Consider the following 15,993-nt stretch of genomic DNA (forward strand, 5'->3'; position numbering starts at 1 on the left):
CCTGCCGCGTGCTTATGCGGCTGATGATGAAGCAGGCAGAACTCGCGACTCCGCCAACCCGATTTCGCGACGGCGCCTGGGCCGACACTCATAGCAGGGCGGAGGCGCGACCGTCAGGCGCGCGGTGGCGGCAGGGCCATGCAGCCAGCGTTGGCACGGCAGTTGCTGGCTTCTTCGCTGCAGACTCCTCCCAGGATCGTCGCCAGTCCGATGCCTACGCTTGCCGCACCCGCCGCGATGACCGCCCAGCCGCTGACGCTGGACGGCATCACGCACAGCTATGGCGGCGGGCTCGCGGTCGACAACGTCACGCTCGAGGTCAAGGGCGGCGAGCTCGTCGCGCTGCTCGGTCCCTCCGGCTGCGGCAAGACCACGCTGCTGCGCATCGTCGCCGGCTTCATCCAGCAGGGCAACGGCAAGGTCACGATCGACGGCCGGCCGATCGACACGCTGCCGCCCAACCGCCGTGAGATCGGCATCGTTTTCCAGAATTACGCGCTGTTCCCGCATATGACCGTGGCGCAGAATATCGCCTATGGGCTCGCCGCGCGAGGCGAGAGCAGGGACGTCCAGGCGCAGCGCGTCGAGGAGATGCTGGCCACCGTCCAGATGGCGAAATTCGCTGACCGCAAGCCCAAGCAGCTCTCCGGCGGGCAGCAGCAGCGCGTCGCGCTGGCGCGTGCGCTCGCGATGCGGCCGCGCATCCTGCTGCTCGACGAGCCTTTCGCCGCGCTCGACAAGAATTTGCGGCTCGACATGCAGATCGAGATTAAGCGTCTGCAGCGCCAGTTCGCGCTGACCGCGATCATGGTCACCCATGACCAGGACGAGGCCATGGCGATCGCCGACCGCATTGCGGTGATGAGCCAGGGCCGCATCGAGCAGCTCGGCACGCCGGTGCAGGTCTATGACGAGCCGGCGACGCTGTTCGTCAACAACTTCATCGGCTCCAGCAACCTTCTGAACGGCACGGTCGAGGCGATCGTCGAGGGTGGCTATCGTGTCGCGCTCGCCAATGGTGCGATCTGGACCGTCGGCTCGAAAACCCGTTTCGAGGCCGGCCAGCCGGTCGTCGTCTCGGTCCGGCCGGAGCAGATGCTGCTCGCCGACGAGTCGGCGCCCGATCGCATTCCGGTCACGCTGAAGCTCAGCCTGCCGATCGGCGGCGAACTGATCCACGACGTCGTCAGCGACGCCCGCGAGTCGCTCAAGGTCGCCATCGCGCGCCGGCCGGGGATGGCCTCTGGCGGCACCGGAACGGCTCATGTCGGCCTCGCCGGCCACGCCCGCCCCGCGCTTTTCCCCGCTTCCAACCCCTTACCCGGAGACCTTTCATGACCGTCATGACCCGCCGAGACCTGATGGCTGGCGCTGCCGCGCTGGGCCTGGCTGGCATGCTGCCGGGCCGCGCCAGCGCCGCCGGCAGCCTCACCGCCGCGATCTATCCCGGCACCTGGGAAGAGGCCTATCGCGGCGTCGTCGCGCCCGAGCTCAAGAAGAAATACGCTGTCGACGTCGCCTTCGACGCGCTCTTCGCCGTCGATCAGGTCGCCAAGGTCCGTGCCGCGCGCGGCGTGCCGCCCTTCGACTGCTTCGTGCTCGATCCCGGCCCTGCGGCGGCGGCGATGCAGGCCGGCCTGTTCGAGCCGATCGACGTCAAGAAGCTGAGCAACGCCGACAAGGTGCCCAAGGGCCTGATCACCTCGCATGCCGTGACCTGCAATGCTCAGGTCGTCGGCATCGCCTACAACCCGAAGAAGTTTCCCAACCCGCCCAAGACCTGGGCCGACCTGTTCAAGTCGCCTTATGTCGAGCGGCTCGGCCTGACCGGCTTCCAGACCACCTTCGGCACCGTGTCGCTGATCGAGATCGCCAAGGCCTTCGGCGGCTCGGAGGCGAATATGGACCCGGTCTTCAAGGTGCTGAAGGAGGCAGTGCCGAAGGTCGCCGCCATCGCGACGCCGGCTGCGCTCCCCGGCCTGTTCCAGCAGGGCCAGGTCGACATCATGTACGGCAACACCAACACGGTCGCGATCCTCAAGGGCCGCGGTGTCGACATCGCCTATATCGCGCCGGAATCGGGCTCGATCACCTTCCAGACCACGCTGCACATCGTGAAGGGCGCCGAGAACGTCGACGCGGCCTATAAATACATCGACACCGCGATCTCGCCGGACATCCAGAACGCGCTGCAAAAGGCGCCCTACAACATGGTGCCGATCAACACCGAGACGCCGCTCGACCCTTCCCTCGGCATCACCTCGCTCGACGAGCTCTCGAAGATGGTCACTCACGACTGGACCAAGATCAATCCGCAGCGGGCCGCCTGGATCGAGCGCTTCAACAAGGAGATCACGAAGTAAGGCGGCGGATCGAGGGGCTAAATCGATGGCGGGTGCTGCCGCGATAGCATCGCCGCCGGCCGATGGCGAAAAGGTCGACTGGCGCCTCGCGGCGCCGCTCGGCCTGACCTATCTCGTCTTCTTCGCCGCGCCCTTCGCGATCCTGCTCGGTGTCAGCTTCTATGCCGATTCCGAGCAGACGCGGCTGGGGTTCGAGTCCTGGACGAAGTTCTACGGCGACGCCTTCTATCGCAAGGTCATCCTCGACACGCTCAAGCTCGGCGTCTTCGCCGTCGTCGCGACGACGCTGCTGGCCTATCCGCTGGCGCTGGTGTTCCGCGCTGCGAGCGCCCGCGCCCAGCGCGTGTTGATCTTCATCATCCTGATGCCGCTGCTGACCTCGGTGGTGATCCGCACCTTCGCCTGGATCGTCATCCTGGCGCGCGAGGGCGTGATCAACCAGACGCTGATCGGGCTCGGCGTCACCGCGACGCCGCTCAACCTGCTGCAGACCGAACTCGGCCTCGTCATCGCGCTGACGCAGATCGAGATGCCGCTGATGCTGCTGCCCTTGCTGACGATCATGAACCAGATGGACCAGAACCTGATCGACGCCTCGCGCGCGCTCGGCGCCTCGAAATGGCGGACCTTCTTTCGGGTCGTGCTGCCGCTGACCCTGCCGGGCTGGATCGCCGGCGCCACGCTGGTCTTCGCCTCGGCGACGACGGCCTTCATCTCGCAATCGGTGATCGGCGGCGCGCGCCTCGTTTATCTCCCGGCGCTGATCTACCAGCAGGTCACGGTGGTCTATAACTGGCCCTTCGCGGCGGTGGCCTCGCTGACGCTGCTCTTCACCGTGCTGGCCGGCATCATGGCGCTGGGCTGGCTCGGCCGCTTCGCCAGGACGAGCTGAGGTCAGACCATGCAGCGCTCAACCCTCGGCGACGTCACCTATAACTGGGTCATCGGCTGTCTTGCAGGCCTCGCCGTCCTGATCCTGATCGGGCCGGTCCTGATCGTGATTGCGACCTCTTTCACCACCTCCCAGACCCTGCGCTTCCCGCCGCCGGAATTGTCGCTGCGCTGGTACGGCGAACTCTTCGACCCCGTCCGCTCGGCCCAGATCCACATAGCGGCGCTGAACAGCGTCTGGGTTGCGGGCCTTGCCACGCTGATCGGTGCCGTTCTCTCGGTGCTGGCGGCGCTTGCGATCACGCGGGTTGCACAGCCCTCGGCCCGCTTCCTGGAGGCGAGCTTCCTGTCGCCACTGATCCTGCCGACGCTTTCCTACGGGCTGGCCGCGCTGATGTTCTTTTCCGTCCTCGGCATCAGACCCTCGCTCAACCTGCTGATCGCCGGCCATCTCGTGGTGATCGCGCCCTTCATCTTCCGCACGACGCTGGCGAGCCTGACGCAGCTTGACCCCGTGCTGCTGGAGGCCTCCGCCAATCTCGGTGCCAGCCGCGTCTATGGCTTTCGCCGCATCACCTTGCCGCTGATCGCGCCCAGCATCGCGGCCGGCTGCTTCCTCGCCTTCATCTCCTCGATGGACAATGTCCCGGTCTCGCTCTTCCTCTCCAACGCGCGCACCTCGATGCTGCCGATTCGGATGTGGGGCATGATGGAATCGACGCTCGACGTCCGCATCGCCGCCATCGCCGGCGTGCTGATCCTGGCGACGCTCGTGCTGATGATCGTGATGGACCGCCTGACCGGCCTGACCAGGCGGGTGAGCGGGTGATTGCCGAGCCGCTCGTTTGATTCAGCCTCGCCGTCATCCCGGACGCAGCGAAGCGGAGATCCGGGATCCATTCCTGAAGCGTTCCGGAATGGGTCCCGGGTCTCCCCTGCGGTCGCCCGGGACGACCTCGGATGAGAATGTACGATGGAGACCTTTATGACCTACGACCGCGACCTGATCGGCTACGGCGCCAATCCGCCAGACCCGCAATGGCCGAATGGTGCCCGCATCGCGATCAATTTCGTGATGAACTACGAGGAGGGCTCCGAGCCCTCGATCCAGGACGGCGAGGGTTATACCGAACTTGGCCTGACCGAGGCGAACGGCCTGCCGACCGGTGTCAAGGGTCGCGATCTCGCGGGCGAGGGCATGTTCGCCTATGGCAGCCGCGTCGGTTTCTGGCGGCTGATGCGGCTGTTCCAGGAGCGCGGCCTGCCGCTGACGGTGTTCGGCTGCGCGCTGGCGATCGAGCGCAATCCGCAAGCCGCGGCCGCGATCAAGGCGTCGGGCTTCGACGTCTGCTGCCATGGCTGGCGCTGGATCAAGCATTACGACCTCACCGAAGCGGAGGAGCGCGAGCACATCGCCAAGGCGATCGTCTCGCTCAAGGCCACCGTCGGCGAGCGCCCGCTCGGCTGGTATTGCCGCTATGGGCCCAGCGTCAACACCCGCAAGCTGATCGTGGAGGAGGGCGGTTTTCTCTATGATTCAGACGCTTACGACGACGAATTGCCCTATTGGAAGGTCGTGGACGGCAAGCCGCATCTGGTCGTGCCGTATTCGCTGGTCAACAATGACGGCAAGTTCGGCTCGGGTTTCTTTGGCACCTCGAACGATTATTTCGACTGGCACAAGGACGCCTTCGACATGCTCTATGCGGAAGGTGCCACCCAGCCCAAGATGATGTCGGTCGGCCTCCACATGCGCCTGATCGGCCATCCGGCCCGCGCGGCGGGCCTCGCCCGCTTCCTCGACTACGTGCAAGGTCATCAGGGCGTCTGGGTGACGGGCCGGCTCGACATCGCCAGGCATTGGGCGAAGACGCATCCGTTTGCGGGAGAACGCGCCTAAGCTCTCCCACGTCCACCGTCATTCCGGACAAGCCGGGAAAGCGGCGCCGATCCGGAATCCATCGTAAGGTGCTGCCCTATGAGGAATTCCGGGTCTGCGCTTCGCTGGCCCGGAATGACGGCGCATCCTGATCGATCGAACGAGGACTCCCTTTGCCCAAACCCGAACTCATCGTCGCCCTCGGCGACACGCGCTACCTCGTCGAGCGGCCCTTCGGTTCCTGGCCGCAGAATGCCGGCTTCGTCACCGATGTCACGGTCGATTCCCGCGGGCATGTCTTCGTCATGCTGCGCCACGATCCGCTCACCCAGCCGAACGATCCGCGCGTGATCGAGCTCTCGCCCGATGGCGAGTATATCGGCGGCTGGGGCGGCGACTTGATCGCGGATTCGCATATGCTGACCGCCGATGCACAGGACCGCATCCTCTGTGTCGATCGCGACATGCACGAGGTCATCATCTGCTCGGTGAAGGGCGAGAAGCTCGGCGCGCTTGGCCAGCGCGGCGAGCCCGCGGCCCCATTCAATCATCCCACCGACGTGCATGTCTCGTCCTGGGGCGACATCTACGTCGCCGATGGCTATGCCGCGAGCCGCGTCCACCGCTTCTCGGCCTATGGCGTGCACATCCAGAGCTGGGGCTCGCAGGGCAGCGGCGACGGCCAGTTCGGCTGGCCGCATGCGATCTGGACCCATGCCGATGGCCGCGTCGTCGTCGTCGACCGCACCCATAACCGCGTCCAGGTCTTCGACCATAATGGCGGCCATCTCGCGAGCTGGACCCATTTCTACCAGCCCGTCGCGATCTGGGGTGACGCCGACGGCAACACCTACGTGACCGACATGATCCCGAGCCTGCAGAAGATCGGCCCGGCCGGCGAAAAGCTCGGCCGCTGCCGCCCCTTCCTGAATGGCGCCCACGGCATCTTCGGTATGCCGGGCGGCGACATCCTGCTGGCGGAGACCAACCCGAGCCGGCTGACGCGGCTGCGGCTGCTGGACCAATAGCGATGGAACCGCGACGTCATTCCGGACAAGCCGCGAAGCGGCGCCGATCCGGAATCCATGCCTGAACCTTTCGGACCAGCGTTCTGGCATGGATTCCGGGTCTGCGCTTCGCTTGCCCGGAATGACGATGAGGATATGCGATGATGGTTTTGGGAGCGCAATGACCACGCAGATCATCTGGGGCTCCACGCTTCTCACCGGCTTCGATCCTGCGGGCGAACCCATCATCCTGGGCGATGCCGGCGTGGTCTGCGAAGCCGGAATCGTCGTCGCGACCGGCCCGGTGGCGGAGCTGAAGACGCGCTACCCGGACGCCGAGGTGACCGGCGGGCGCGATTTCGCGATCACGCCGGGGTTCGTCAATTCCCACCATCATGTCGGGCTGACGCCGCTGCAGCTCGGCTCGCCCGATCATCCGCTGGAGCTCTGGTTCGCCAGCCGGATCGCGCTGCGCGATGTCGATCTTTATGCCGACACACTGTTCTCGGCCTTCGAGATGATCGAGAGCGGCATCACCACTGTGCAGCACCTGCACAGCCGCGCGCCGGGCACGCCGACCGACATCCTCGCCGCGGCCGAGAAGGTCATCGCCGCCTATCGCGATATCGGCATGCGCGCCTCCTATTCGATGGCGCTGCGCGACCAGAACCGGCTGGTCTACGAGGCCGACCAGGATTTCGTCGCGCGCCTGCCGGAGGAACTTCGGCCCGCCGCGAGCGCCTTCTTCCAGCGCTTCACCGTGCCGCTTTCAGATCAGGTCGCGGTCTTCGACGAACTCGTCGCTCGCCACGGCGAAGGCAAGCGCATCCGCGTCCAGATCGCCCCGGCCAATCTGCACTGGCTGTCGGAAAAAGCACTCGAGACGACCGGCGAGTTGCAACGACGCACGGGCCTGCCGGTGCATATGCATGTGCTGGAGACGCCTTACCAGAAGGCCTATGCCCGCAAGCGAACAGGCGGCTCGGCGCTGGCCCATCTCGACAGGCTCGGCCTGCTCGGGCCGCATTTCACCATCGGACATGGCGTCTGGATGAGCGAGGCGGATATCGAGCTGGCGGCCGAGCGCGGGGTCTGCGTCTGCCACAACTGCTCGTCCAATTTTCGCCTGAAGAGCGGCGTCGCGCCGGTCAACCGCTTCCTGGCGCGCGGCATCCCCGTCGCCATCGGCATCGACGAGGCCGGCATCAACGACGACCGCGACATGCTGCAGGAGATGCGGCTGGTGCTCCGCGCTCATCGTGAGCCCGGCATCGATGCGCCCCATCCGTCGCCGGCGCAGGTGCTGAAGATGGCGACCGAGGGCGGTGCCGGCACCACGCCTTTTGCCGGCAGGATCGGCCGGCTCGAGCCCGGCATGGCCGCCGATCTCGTGATGTTCGACTGGCCGGCCGTGACCTGGCCCTATCAGGATGAGGCGCTCGGCTTCGTGGAGGTGCTGGTCCAGCGCGCCAAGATCAAGGCAGTGCACAGCGTCATGATTTCAGGCGAGTGGGTCTATCGCGAACGCCGCTTCACGAAGCTCGACCGCGACGCCGTACTGGCCGGCCTCGCCGAGGCGTTGGCTAGGCCGAAGACTTTGGCCGAGACCGACCGCATGGCGCTCTCGCAGGCGCTGCTGCCGCATGTCCGCCGCTTCTATGACGGCTATCTCGACGGGCTCGGCGACGAGCCGCACTACCGCCCGAGTGGGCGCTTCTAGCTTCGCCGATCCCTCAGAACCCCCGCATGAAGCGCTTCTGCGCCAGCCGAACGGCAGCGGGGATCGGCGCGATGATCGGCACGGGAAAGCGCAGATTGAGCGATTGCGCCGCCTGTCCCAGTGGGCCGCCGCCGATGACGATCGCCTCGGCGCCCATCGTTTCGATGGCATGGGCGCAGGCCTTGGCGAGGGCTTCGACCAGCGTTTCGTGATCGGCCATGACGGCATGGACGTCGCCTTCGGTCAGCGCGACGCCGCGCATCGCGGCGCCATGGCCGTAAGCCTGCGCCAGCGCCGTGATCGAATCAACGAGGTCGGGCGTCGTGGTCACCACGGCGAAGGGCCGCTTGCCGGAGCCGGCCTCCGCCATGCCGGCCTCGGCAATGCCCGTGACGGGGCATGACAGCCGATGCCGCAGTCCCGCCAGTCCGGGGTCGCCGAAGGCCGAGATGATGACGCCGTCCGGGGGGACAGATGCGATTGCGCCGGCCAGCGCCTGCACGGCCTTCGCCGCCTGCACCAGGGCCTCCTCGTTGGTGATCAGCGGCACGCCATAGGGCGCGCTCATCGCGTCGATCAGCGTGCTGCGCGGCGCCGCAGCCTGGGCGATGGCGCGCATCATGCCGGTCGTGGCGGCGTTGGTGTTCGGGTTGACCAGGAGCAGGCGCATCAGGGGCTCTCCGGCACGGCGGCGATGAAGGCGCGCGCGATCTCTGCACGGCCCGCGATCCAGAGTCTGTCGCGCCGCGCCGCCAGCAGGTTCAGGATATCGCGGAAGGCCGCGAAGCGCGCGGGCCGCCCGACGATGCGCAGGTGGAAGCCGAGATTGAGCAGGCGGGGCATGCCACGCGCGGCCTCCGCCTCCAGCACGTCGAGCGCGTCGGTGACGTACTCCACCATCTCGCTTGCCCGCACGAAGCCGTTGGGGTGGAAGAATTTCATGTCGTTGCTGTCGAGCGAATAGGGCACAACCAGCAGCGGCTGCCCCGGCAAAGTCCGGTCCCAATAGGGCAGGTCGTCGTCGAAGCCATTCGAGGTGTAGAGGAAGCCGCGCTGTGCCAGCAGCGACCGCGTCCACGGGCTTTCGCCGCCGCGGCAGAAAAAGCCGACCGGGGCGACGCCGGTCGCGTTCGTGATGGTCGCGACGCAAGTGTCGATATCGGCGGCTTCGGCCTCGATCGTTTCGTAATCGGCATGCGGCCGCCAGCGCCAGCCATGCACCGCGGGCTCGTGACCCCGCGCCACGACCGTGCGCGCCAGCGCAGGCACCCGCTCGACGGCGCGTCCGCAGAAGAAGATCGTCGCGGTGATGCCGGTCTCGTCGAGCGCGTCGAGCATCCGCCAGAGCCCGGCGCGCATGCCATAGCCGAAGATCTGCTCCTGGCCCTGGTCGCGCTTGCCGGCCGGCACGACGCTGATGACCTCGCCCATGCTCTCCGAACGCGGATCGCCGTCGCCGACCTGAAGCTCGGCGCCCTCCTCGAAATTGATCACGACGGAGACGGCGAGCTTGCCGCCATTGGGCCAGGTGATGTCGGGCCAGGCGCCGGCATAGCCTTCGAGGTCGCGCAGGGTCATGCCGGGAACTCTAGATCAGGTGCGGCAGGGTTGGGAACCGGCTCAGCCCTTGCCGAGCGCCGCTAGCCAATGACGCGCGATGGCATCGCGGCGCGCGAACCAGACGCCGGGCTTGCTCGCCGCATGCGCCAGGAAACGTTCGAGCCCGCCGATGCGCCCCGGCCGACCGATGATGCGTAAGTGCAGCCCCACCGACAGCATCCGTGGCGCCTCGCCGCCTTCCTCATAGAGCCGGTCGAAGGCGTCGATGCAGTAGCGCGCGAAATCATCGCCGAAGACGAAGCCGCCGCCGCGCTGGAAGCGCATGTCGTTGGTGTCGAAGGCATAGGGAAGGACGAGGTGCTCGGCGCCCTCGACATCTACCAGATAGGGAAGGTCGTCATTGTAGGCGTTGGAATCGTAGAGGAATCCGCCATGCTCGCGCAAGAGCCGGCGGGTGTTGACCGAGGTGGCCGAGCGCGTGTGCCAGCCGACTGGGGGGGTCCCAGCGGCCTCGGTGATCGCAGCGACCGTGCGCGCGATTGCCTCGCGTTCCTGGGCCTCGCTCATGTCGGCATGGCGCTCCCAGCGCCAGCCATGGGCGGCGACCTCATGCCCGTCCTCGACGCCCTCGCGCGCCAGCCACGGCGAAAGGGCCAGGCACCGGCCATTGGCGTTGAGCGTCGCGCTGACGCCGTATTGCTTCAGCAAGGCGCGAATGCGGGGCCAGCCGGCGCGCGGGCCGTACTCAAAATGCGACTCCATGCAGAGGTCGCGGACGCCGGTGATCTCCTCGACGACCTCGTAGACGCCCTCATTGCGCTCGTCGCCCTGGCCGATCGAGAGCTCCGCTCCCTCTTCGACATTGACGACGACGGAGACGGCGAGACGCGCGTCGCCAGGCCAGCGGATCGCCGGCGGCTGGCCGCTATAGCCGCGGAAATCGCGGTCGGTCGTGGGGGCAGGCAGCATCAGAGATCGGCCATGCGGCGCAGGCCCACCAAACGGTCGCCGATGACGAGCACGGCGGCGGCGAGCAGGATCAGCAGGGCCGAGATCGCCGCGATCGTCGGATCGGGGCTTTCCTCGACATATTGCAGCATCTGGATCGGCAAGGTCTTGGTCCAGGCGTTGGTGAAGAAAATCGAGATCGGATAATTGTCCATCGAGGCGAGGAAGGCGAACATGCCCGAGGTCAGGAAGGCCGGCGCCAGTGCTGGCACCAGCACCTTCATCACCGCCTTGGGGTAGGGCAGGCCGAGCGTGCGGGCAGCATCGATCAGGGTGAAGTCGAACAGCGACAAGGCCGCATAGACGGTGCGCACCACATAGGGCAGCGTGATCACGACATGGGCCAGGATCAGGCTCGCCCACACATCGCGCAAGCCGGCGGCGCGGAAGGTCTCCAGCATGGCGATGCCGATGACGAGGCCCGGCAGCATCAGCGGCGAGACCAGGAAGGTGACGATCGCATCGCGCGCCTTGAACTGGCTGCGCAGCAGGCCGATGGCGCAGAGCGTGCCCAGCACCAGCGCAACCGCCGTCGAGAGCGCCGCGAGCTGGACCGAGGCCCAGACCACCGGCCAGAGCTCGCGCGAGCGGCCGAGCGCCTGATACCAGCGCAGCGACCAGCTCGGCGCCGGCAGGGTGAAGACGGCGCTCGACCCGAACGAGACCAGCACGGTCACGACCAGCGGCGTCAGCAGGAAGACGACCGTGAAGGCAGCCAGCGCCCAGACGACGGCCGAGGCGATGCGTTCGATCGCGGTCATGAGGCGCCTCCCAGCCGCTTCGACAATGCCGCGCTGCCGATCACCACGGCCAGCGTCAGCACCAGCAGCACCACGGCGGTCGTCGAGCCCAGTTGCTCGTTGCGCATGAACAGGAAGGAGCGGCCGGTCAGCGTCGCCAGCGTCTGGAAACGGTCGCCGATCAGCAGGTTGGGGATCACATACATCGAGGCCGCCATCGAAAAGACGAAGGCGATGCCCGTGACGATGCCCGGCAGCGACAAAGGCAGCGCCACCTTGAAGAAGCGATAGAGCGGCGAGGCGCCCAGCGTTGCGGCCGCCTCGCCGAGGCGCGGATCGACCAGCTTCAGCACCGAATAGATCGGCAGGATCATGAAGGGCACGAAGACATTGGCGGCGCCGATCACCAGCCCGGCTTCGGTGAAGAGCAGTCGCTGCGGCTCGCTCCACAGGCCCAGGCCCGTCATGAACTGCGAGACGACGCCATCGCGCCGCAGCACGATCTGCCAGGCGAAGGCCTTGACCACGACGCCGACCGACAGCGGCAGGATGATCGCGACCAGGATGAGCGCCTGCGCCAGGCCGCCGGCGCGCGCCAGCGCCAGCGCCGTGGGATAGCCGATGAAGAGGCAGACCAGCGTCACCAGCACGGCGATGCGAACCGTGTTCCAGATCACCGTCCAACTGAACGGATCAGACAGGAAGCTGACGAAAGGCGCGAGCGACGGCATGCCGCCGACCATGACGCTGCGCCCGAGCAGGACGATCAGCGGTACGCCATAGACGACCGTGAGATAGATCACGGCGGGCAGTGCGAGCAGGATGACCGGGTCGATGCGGCGAGCCGAATTCATCACGCTGCCTCCGGCGCCGGATAAAGCAGCGTGTCCTCGACGGCCCAGGACATCTTGAGCGGCGTGCCGGGTCCGGCCGCCGCCGGCAGGACCGGCGCCTCGACGAGGATCTGCCCGCCTTGTGGCGACTGGAAGTGCAGTTGCACCCGCGCGCCCTGGAAAGCCGCGTCGACTAGGCGCGCCTCGATCCGGTTGGCATGGCTGTGGTCGAGCACGATGCGCTCAGGCCTGACGCCGATCAGCACCGGGCTGCCCGGCAGGAAATTGCCTTTGGCGCGGACCGGCCCGGATTCGGTCGCGACCGTGACGAACCCGTCCGCCGCCTCCGTGACCTTGCCCGGCAGGCGCGTCGATAGGCCGACGAATTCGAGCGCGAAGGGCGTGGCCGGCTGCCGGTAGATCTCGGCCGGCGTATCGAGCTGCTCGATGCGGCCCTTGTACATCACCGCGATCCGGTCCGACATCGTCAACGCCTCGTCCTGGTCGTGCGTGACGAAGATCGCGGTCGTGCCGACCTCGCGCAGCAGGCGCTTGAGATCGATCTGCATGGTCTCGCGCAGCTTGCGGTCGAGCGCCGAGAAGGGCTCGTCGAGCAGCAGCAGCTTCGGCCCGACGACGAGTGCTCGCGCCACAGCGACGCGCTGCTGCTGCCCGCCCGAGAGCGCCTTGATCGAGCGGTCGGCATAGGCGCTCATCTGGACGAGCGCGAGGAAGCGCCCGACCGCCGGCGCGATCTCGGCGGCGGGCGCCCCGCGCGCATTCAAACCGAAGGCGACGTTCTCCGCCACTGTGAGATGCGGGAACAGCGCATAGCTTTGGAACACCACGCTGACGTCGCGCTTATGCGGCGGGCGACGCGTGATGTCCTCTCCATCGAGGGCGACCTTGCCCTGGTCGGGTCGCATCAGCCCGGCCACGATGCGCAGCAACGTGGTCTTGCCGCAGCCCGAGGGACCGAGCAGCGAGATGAACTCGCCCCGGCTCATCGAGAGATCGACGCCGTCCAGCACCGTTGCCGCGCCGAACGTCTTCGCCGCCCCGGCGACGGAGAGGAACCCGTCCGCCATGCTCAGATCGCCATCTCGCGGTCCCAGCGCTTGACCCAGTCATTGCGCTGGGCGGCGACATTGGCCCAGTCGATTTGATGGATCTTGACGTCGGCGCCCAGGCCCTCGGGCTTCGGCACCGCCTTGTTGGTGGCGAGCGAGAACGTCGGGCCGGCAAGCTTGTTCTGCAGCTCGGCGCCGAGCAACTCGTTGACATAGGCGAAGGCGAGTTCGGATTGCGGGGCGCCCTTGATCACCGCGATGCCCGACGGCATGGCGAAGACGCCTTCCTTGGGCGCTGCGAGGTCGATCGGCGCGCCCGCCGTCTTGCGCTCCAGTACATAGGACGACATTGCCGGCCCGATCATCCAGGCCTCGCTTTGTTCGAGCAGATTGAAGGCCTGCGGTTGCTGCGTGTAGATCGTCAGCAGGTTGGACTTCAGCGTAGCCAGCTTCTTGAAGCCGGCATCGGTGTCCTTCTGCACGCTCTCCATCGTGCCGCCAGTGAGCAGCCCGGCCACGAACAGCGACGGCAGGCCTTCGGTGTTCTGGAGCGAGGGGATGACGATCCTGCCCTTGTATTTCGGGTCGAACATCTCGGACCAGGAGGAGGGCGGGGTCTTCATCGCGCTTTTGCTGTAGGCGACGCCGAGCCAGGGCTGCAGGTAGTTCGCCCACATTCCGTCCATATGGGTGGAGCCGGGCAGGAGATCTGCGAGGTTGGGCGCCTTGGCCGGTGTGAGCGGGTCGAGCAAGCCTTCCTTTACGGCAAGGATCATCACCGGATCGTCCATCTGGACGACGGACATGTACTGGCTGCCCTTGTTCTTCTGCATCTTTTCGAGATTGACGAGCGAGCGCGTGCCCTCGAACAGGATTTTGCAGTTGTACTTTTTCTCGAAGGCGGGAACGACGATCTGCTCAACCCAGGGCTTGTGGCCGGCCGCGCCGCCGACGACCAGCTCCTTTGTTTGTGCCCGCAGCACGGACGGAGCGGCGATCAGCGTCGCGGCGCCGGTTGCGGCCTTGAGCAGTCCGCGGCGGGTCGGCTGGCCCTCGAAAAGCTTCATCATGGTCTGGCCTTTCAGCTTCGACGCGCTCCCAGGCGGCGCGGACATCCGAAATGCTTCAGCAACCGCCGTGCCAAGCGGGTGCCATTCAAAGAGAATCAGGAAAGTGGATTTTGGATCAGGCGCTTAGGCCACGATCCGCATTCCGTATCTCGGCGAATGAACAGGCAAGTGACAGGCCAACGCGTCAGTTTTGTGCACAATCGCTAACGAAATGTGCATAAAGATCGGCGCCCCGATGATATGATGGCGGCTGCCCTGGCCCCGCTCTTGGGAAAGCCCAAATCGTCTGCGGGCACGAATGTGCGTTATGACGGATGACATGAACGAAGCGACGATTCACGCGATCCTGTCCCGATTCCTCCTCGCCGGCAGCCTGCCGGGCGGGATGAAGCTCGGCGAGCATCGTCTGGCCGAGATCTTCGGCGTCAGCCGCGAGCGCATCCGCAAGGTGCTTCACCGGCTCGGCCATGAGCGCCTGCTGGAGATCGTCAAAAACCGGGGCGCCTTCACCATCGAGCCGGATCTACGCGAGGGGCGCGTCGTCTACGAGGCACGGCGCATTCTGGAGAGCGGCATGGTCGCTCATCTCGCTGACAATCTGACCGAGGCGCAGATCGCCCGCTTGCGCGAGCATGTCGAGGCGGAAGCCGATGCGATGCGACGCGGCGACCAGCCGACCTGGCTCAGGCTTTCGGGCGATTTCCATTTTCTGCTGGCGGACATGATCGGCAACCCGATCGTCCAGCGCCAGGCCAATGAACTGATCAGCCGGACGATGATGCTGGTGAGGCGTTATGAGACGACGGCCGGCTCGGCCTGCGGCTGCGAGGAGCATCGCGACATCTTCAAGGCGCTGGCGGCGGGCGAGCGCAACAAGGCCGTCAAGGCGATGAGCAGCCACCTGTCGCTGGTCGAGACGCGGCTGCGGCCGATCGTCTGCGACGATGCTAGCCCGCCAATCGAGGCGATGCTGGCCCAGGAGATCGCAGCATATGGCGCAGAACCGCACCTGCCCCAGCCGCGGATCGGCCCGGACGCCGGCGCCGTCGCCTGAGCGTCCCGGCGCATCCGGCGGGATTGTCGTTGCACCTTGCGTCAAGGCGTCCGATGGTCGGCTGCCTGGTCAAGGAGCCGTCCGATGCGTGCCTTCCTGCTCTCCCTTGGCCTGGCTCTGTGCTGCCAGGCGGCCTTCGCCGCTGAACCCCTAAGCCGCTACAGCTCGATCGAGAACAAGGCCTGCAAGTTCCAGCCGATCGGCAAGCAGGTCGGCGACGACGACGATCAGTCGAAGACCTGCCCCGGCCTCGGCGAGGCGCAGGTCCTGGTGCGCGCCTTCGGCACCCGCGTCGGGATCGGCTTCGCCTGGCGGGGCGCCCCGGCGGTGAAGCCGGTTCCGGCCGTGGTCGAGGCCTGGAGTGCCGGAAGCAAAGTCGAATGGCGTGGCACTGGCCCCGCGGCCGGCTTTGCGCCCTATGCGGCGACGGTGCGGATGCTGTTCCCCAAGGAGGACAGCCCGCAGGTCGGCCAGCAGGTGCTCGCCGTGATGCGTGTCGCCCGTGGCGAGGCCTGCCTGGTCGGCGCGGTCGACATCCGGGCGAACCGGAACGCCTATGAACTGGCGCGGGCCATGGCCGATCGCGCCCCGGCCTTCACCTGCGGCAAGGATCGCCCTGCTGTTGCGGGAACCGCAACCGAATGGGCCCAGCGCCTGCTCGCGCCGATCGCGGACTGAGGTCGGAAGCCTTGCGCCAGTCCTCCCGCGGGCAGCCGCCATCACGCGGACGCGACGTTACAGGTCGCTGCGGCGCGGTTATCGTCCGGCGCGACATCATCCGATTCCGTGGAGCCCTCG

16 protein-coding genes are annotated in these 15,993 nt (G+C 66.7%); 9 read left to right on the forward strand and 7 right to left on the reverse strand.

Features of this window, described 5'->3' with window-relative positions; all coding sequences use genetic code 11:
* Positions 1 to 210: 210 nt before the first annotated feature.
* The 7 genes from AC1DYU_RS02760 (at position 211) to AC1DYU_RS02790 (ending at position 7,860) form a co-directional block, all read left to right on the forward strand.
* The gene (locus AC1DYU_RS02760) at positions 211 to 1,338 is read left to right on the forward strand and encodes an ABC transporter ATP-binding protein (RefSeq protein ID WP_476790304.1); all 1,128 of its coding nucleotides are present in this window, start codon (positions 211 to 213) and stop codon (positions 1,336 to 1,338) included.
* The gene (locus tag AC1DYU_RS02765; RefSeq protein ID WP_476790305.1) at positions 1,335 to 2,363 is read left to right on the forward strand and encodes an extracellular solute-binding protein; all 1,029 of its coding nucleotides are present in this window, start codon (positions 1,335 to 1,337) and stop codon (positions 2,361 to 2,363) included. Before AC1DYU_RS02760 ends, AC1DYU_RS02765 begins: the two co-directional genes overlap by 4 nt.
* A gap of 25 nt (positions 2,364 to 2,388) precedes the next feature.
* Complete coding sequence (locus AC1DYU_RS02770) at positions 2,389 to 3,255, forward strand: ABC transporter permease (RefSeq protein WP_476790306.1); 867 nt, start codon at positions 2,389 to 2,391, stop codon at positions 3,253 to 3,255.
* 9 nt (positions 3,256 to 3,264) lie between these two features.
* A complete protein-coding gene (locus tag AC1DYU_RS02775; protein WP_476790307.1) occupies positions 3,265 to 4,083 on the forward strand; it encodes an ABC transporter permease in 819 nt (272 codons plus the stop codon).
* 156 nt (positions 4,084 to 4,239) lie between these two features.
* Entirely contained in the window at positions 4,240 to 5,154 is a 915-nt protein-coding gene (locus tag AC1DYU_RS02780; RefSeq protein ID WP_476790308.1) for an allantoinase PuuE, read from the forward strand.
* A 152-nt stretch (positions 5,155 to 5,306) separates the two neighbouring features.
* Positions 5,307 to 6,161, forward strand: coding sequence for an NHL repeat-containing protein (locus AC1DYU_RS02785; protein WP_476790309.1), 855 nt, complete (start codon positions 5,307 to 5,309; stop codon positions 6,159 to 6,161).
* Positions 6,162 to 6,321: 160 nt separating this feature from the next.
* Complete coding sequence (locus tag AC1DYU_RS02790) at positions 6,322 to 7,860, forward strand: amidohydrolase family protein (protein ID WP_476790310.1); 1,539 nt, start codon at positions 6,322 to 6,324, stop codon at positions 7,858 to 7,860.
* Between the two features lie 13 nt (positions 7,861 to 7,873).
* Here the strand turns inward: AC1DYU_RS02790 and AC1DYU_RS02795 are convergent, their stop codons facing one another.
* Genes AC1DYU_RS02795 through AC1DYU_RS02825 form a run of 7 tightly spaced genes read right to left on the reverse strand, consistent with a single transcriptional unit; the run spans position 7,874 to position 14,141 of the window.
* Complete coding sequence (locus AC1DYU_RS02795; RefSeq protein WP_476790311.1) at positions 7,874 to 8,530, reverse strand: aspartate/glutamate racemase family protein; 657 nt, start codon at positions 8,528 to 8,530, stop codon at positions 7,874 to 7,876.
* Positions 8,530 to 9,438, reverse strand: a complete 909-nt coding sequence (locus tag AC1DYU_RS02800; protein ID WP_476790312.1) for a polysaccharide deacetylase family protein — start codon at positions 9,436 to 9,438, stop codon at positions 8,530 to 8,532. Before AC1DYU_RS02800 ends, AC1DYU_RS02795 begins: the two co-directional genes overlap by 1 nt.
* Before the next feature lie 42 nt (positions 9,439 to 9,480).
* On the reverse strand, positions 9,481 to 10,389 hold the full coding sequence (locus AC1DYU_RS02805; RefSeq protein WP_476790313.1) for a polysaccharide deacetylase family protein: 909 nt from the start codon (positions 10,387 to 10,389) through the stop codon (positions 9,481 to 9,483).
* Positions 10,389 to 11,189 carry an ABC transporter permease gene (locus AC1DYU_RS02810; RefSeq protein ID WP_476790314.1) on the reverse strand — a complete coding sequence of 267 codons (801 nt, stop codon included), beginning with the start codon at positions 11,187 to 11,189 and terminating at the stop codon, positions 10,389 to 10,391. The genes AC1DYU_RS02805 and AC1DYU_RS02810 overlap by 1 nt, the downstream gene beginning before the upstream one ends.
* Positions 11,186 to 12,022, reverse strand: a complete 837-nt coding sequence (locus tag AC1DYU_RS02815) for an ABC transporter permease (protein WP_476790315.1) — start codon at positions 12,020 to 12,022, stop codon at positions 11,186 to 11,188. Before AC1DYU_RS02815 ends, AC1DYU_RS02810 begins: the two co-directional genes overlap by 4 nt.
* Complete coding sequence (locus AC1DYU_RS02820; RefSeq protein ID WP_476790316.1) at positions 12,022 to 13,089, reverse strand: ABC transporter ATP-binding protein; 1,068 nt, start codon at positions 13,087 to 13,089, stop codon at positions 12,022 to 12,024. The genes AC1DYU_RS02815 and AC1DYU_RS02820 overlap by 1 nt, the downstream gene beginning before the upstream one ends.
* A 2-nt stretch (positions 13,090 to 13,091) precedes the next feature.
* Positions 13,092 to 14,141, reverse strand: coding sequence for an ABC transporter substrate-binding protein (locus tag AC1DYU_RS02825; protein WP_476790317.1), 1,050 nt, complete (start codon positions 14,139 to 14,141; stop codon positions 13,092 to 13,094).
* A 319-nt stretch (positions 14,142 to 14,460) separates the two neighbouring features.
* Here AC1DYU_RS02825 and AC1DYU_RS02830 point away from each other — a divergent pair, with 319 nt between their 5' ends.
* Both AC1DYU_RS02830 and AC1DYU_RS02835 read left to right on the forward strand, forming a co-directional pair.
* The gene (locus AC1DYU_RS02830; RefSeq protein WP_476790318.1) at positions 14,461 to 15,195 is read left to right on the forward strand and encodes a GntR family transcriptional regulator; all 735 of its coding nucleotides are present in this window, start codon (positions 14,461 to 14,463) and stop codon (positions 15,193 to 15,195) included.
* 84 nt (positions 15,196 to 15,279) lie between these two features.
* Entirely contained in the window at positions 15,280 to 15,873 is a 594-nt protein-coding gene (locus tag AC1DYU_RS02835) for a hypothetical protein (protein ID WP_476790319.1), read from the forward strand.
* Positions 15,874 to 15,993 lie beyond the last annotated feature (120 nt).

The organism is Allobosea sp. P2_B12 (assembly GCF_056404835.1).

Coding starts and splice junctions, on each gene's coding strand:
- AC1DYU_RS02760 (WP_476790304.1), top strand. CDS start 211: ATGCCTACGCTTGCCGCACCCGCCGCGATGACCGCCCAGCCGCTGACG.
- AC1DYU_RS02765 (WP_476790305.1), top strand. CDS start 1,335: ATGACCGTCATGACCCGCCGAGACCTGATGGCTGGCGCTGCCGCGCTG.
- AC1DYU_RS02770 (WP_476790306.1), top strand. CDS start 2,389: ATGGCGGGTGCTGCCGCGATAGCATCGCCGCCGGCCGATGGCGAAAAG.
- AC1DYU_RS02775 (WP_476790307.1), top strand. CDS start 3,265: ATGCAGCGCTCAACCCTCGGCGACGTCACCTATAACTGGGTCATCGGC.
- AC1DYU_RS02780 (WP_476790308.1), top strand. CDS start 4,240: ATGACCTACGACCGCGACCTGATCGGCTACGGCGCCAATCCGCCAGAC.
- AC1DYU_RS02790 (WP_476790310.1), top strand. CDS start 6,322: ATGACCACGCAGATCATCTGGGGCTCCACGCTTCTCACCGGCTTCGAT.
- AC1DYU_RS02795 (WP_476790311.1), bottom strand. CDS start 8,530: ATGCGCCTGCTCCTGGTCAACCCGAACACCAACGCCGCCACGACCGGC.
- AC1DYU_RS02800 (WP_476790312.1), bottom strand. CDS start 9,438: ATGACCCTGCGCGACCTCGAAGGCTATGCCGGCGCCTGGCCCGACATC.
- AC1DYU_RS02805 (WP_476790313.1), bottom strand. CDS start 10,389: ATGCTGCCTGCCCCCACGACCGACCGCGATTTCCGCGGCTATAGCGGC.
- AC1DYU_RS02810 (WP_476790314.1), bottom strand. CDS start 11,189: ATGACCGCGATCGAACGCATCGCCTCGGCCGTCGTCTGGGCGCTGGCT.
- AC1DYU_RS02815 (WP_476790315.1), bottom strand. CDS start 12,022: ATGAATTCGGCTCGCCGCATCGACCCGGTCATCCTGCTCGCACTGCCC.
- AC1DYU_RS02820 (WP_476790316.1), bottom strand. CDS start 13,089: ATGGCGGACGGGTTCCTCTCCGTCGCCGGGGCGGCGAAGACGTTCGGC.
- AC1DYU_RS02825 (WP_476790317.1), bottom strand. CDS start 14,141: ATGATGAAGCTTTTCGAGGGCCAGCCGACCCGCCGCGGACTGCTCAAG.
- AC1DYU_RS02830 (WP_476790318.1), top strand. CDS start 14,461: ATGAACGAAGCGACGATTCACGCGATCCTGTCCCGATTCCTCCTCGCC.
- AC1DYU_RS02835 (WP_476790319.1), top strand. CDS start 15,280: ATGCGTGCCTTCCTGCTCTCCCTTGGCCTGGCTCTGTGCTGCCAGGCG.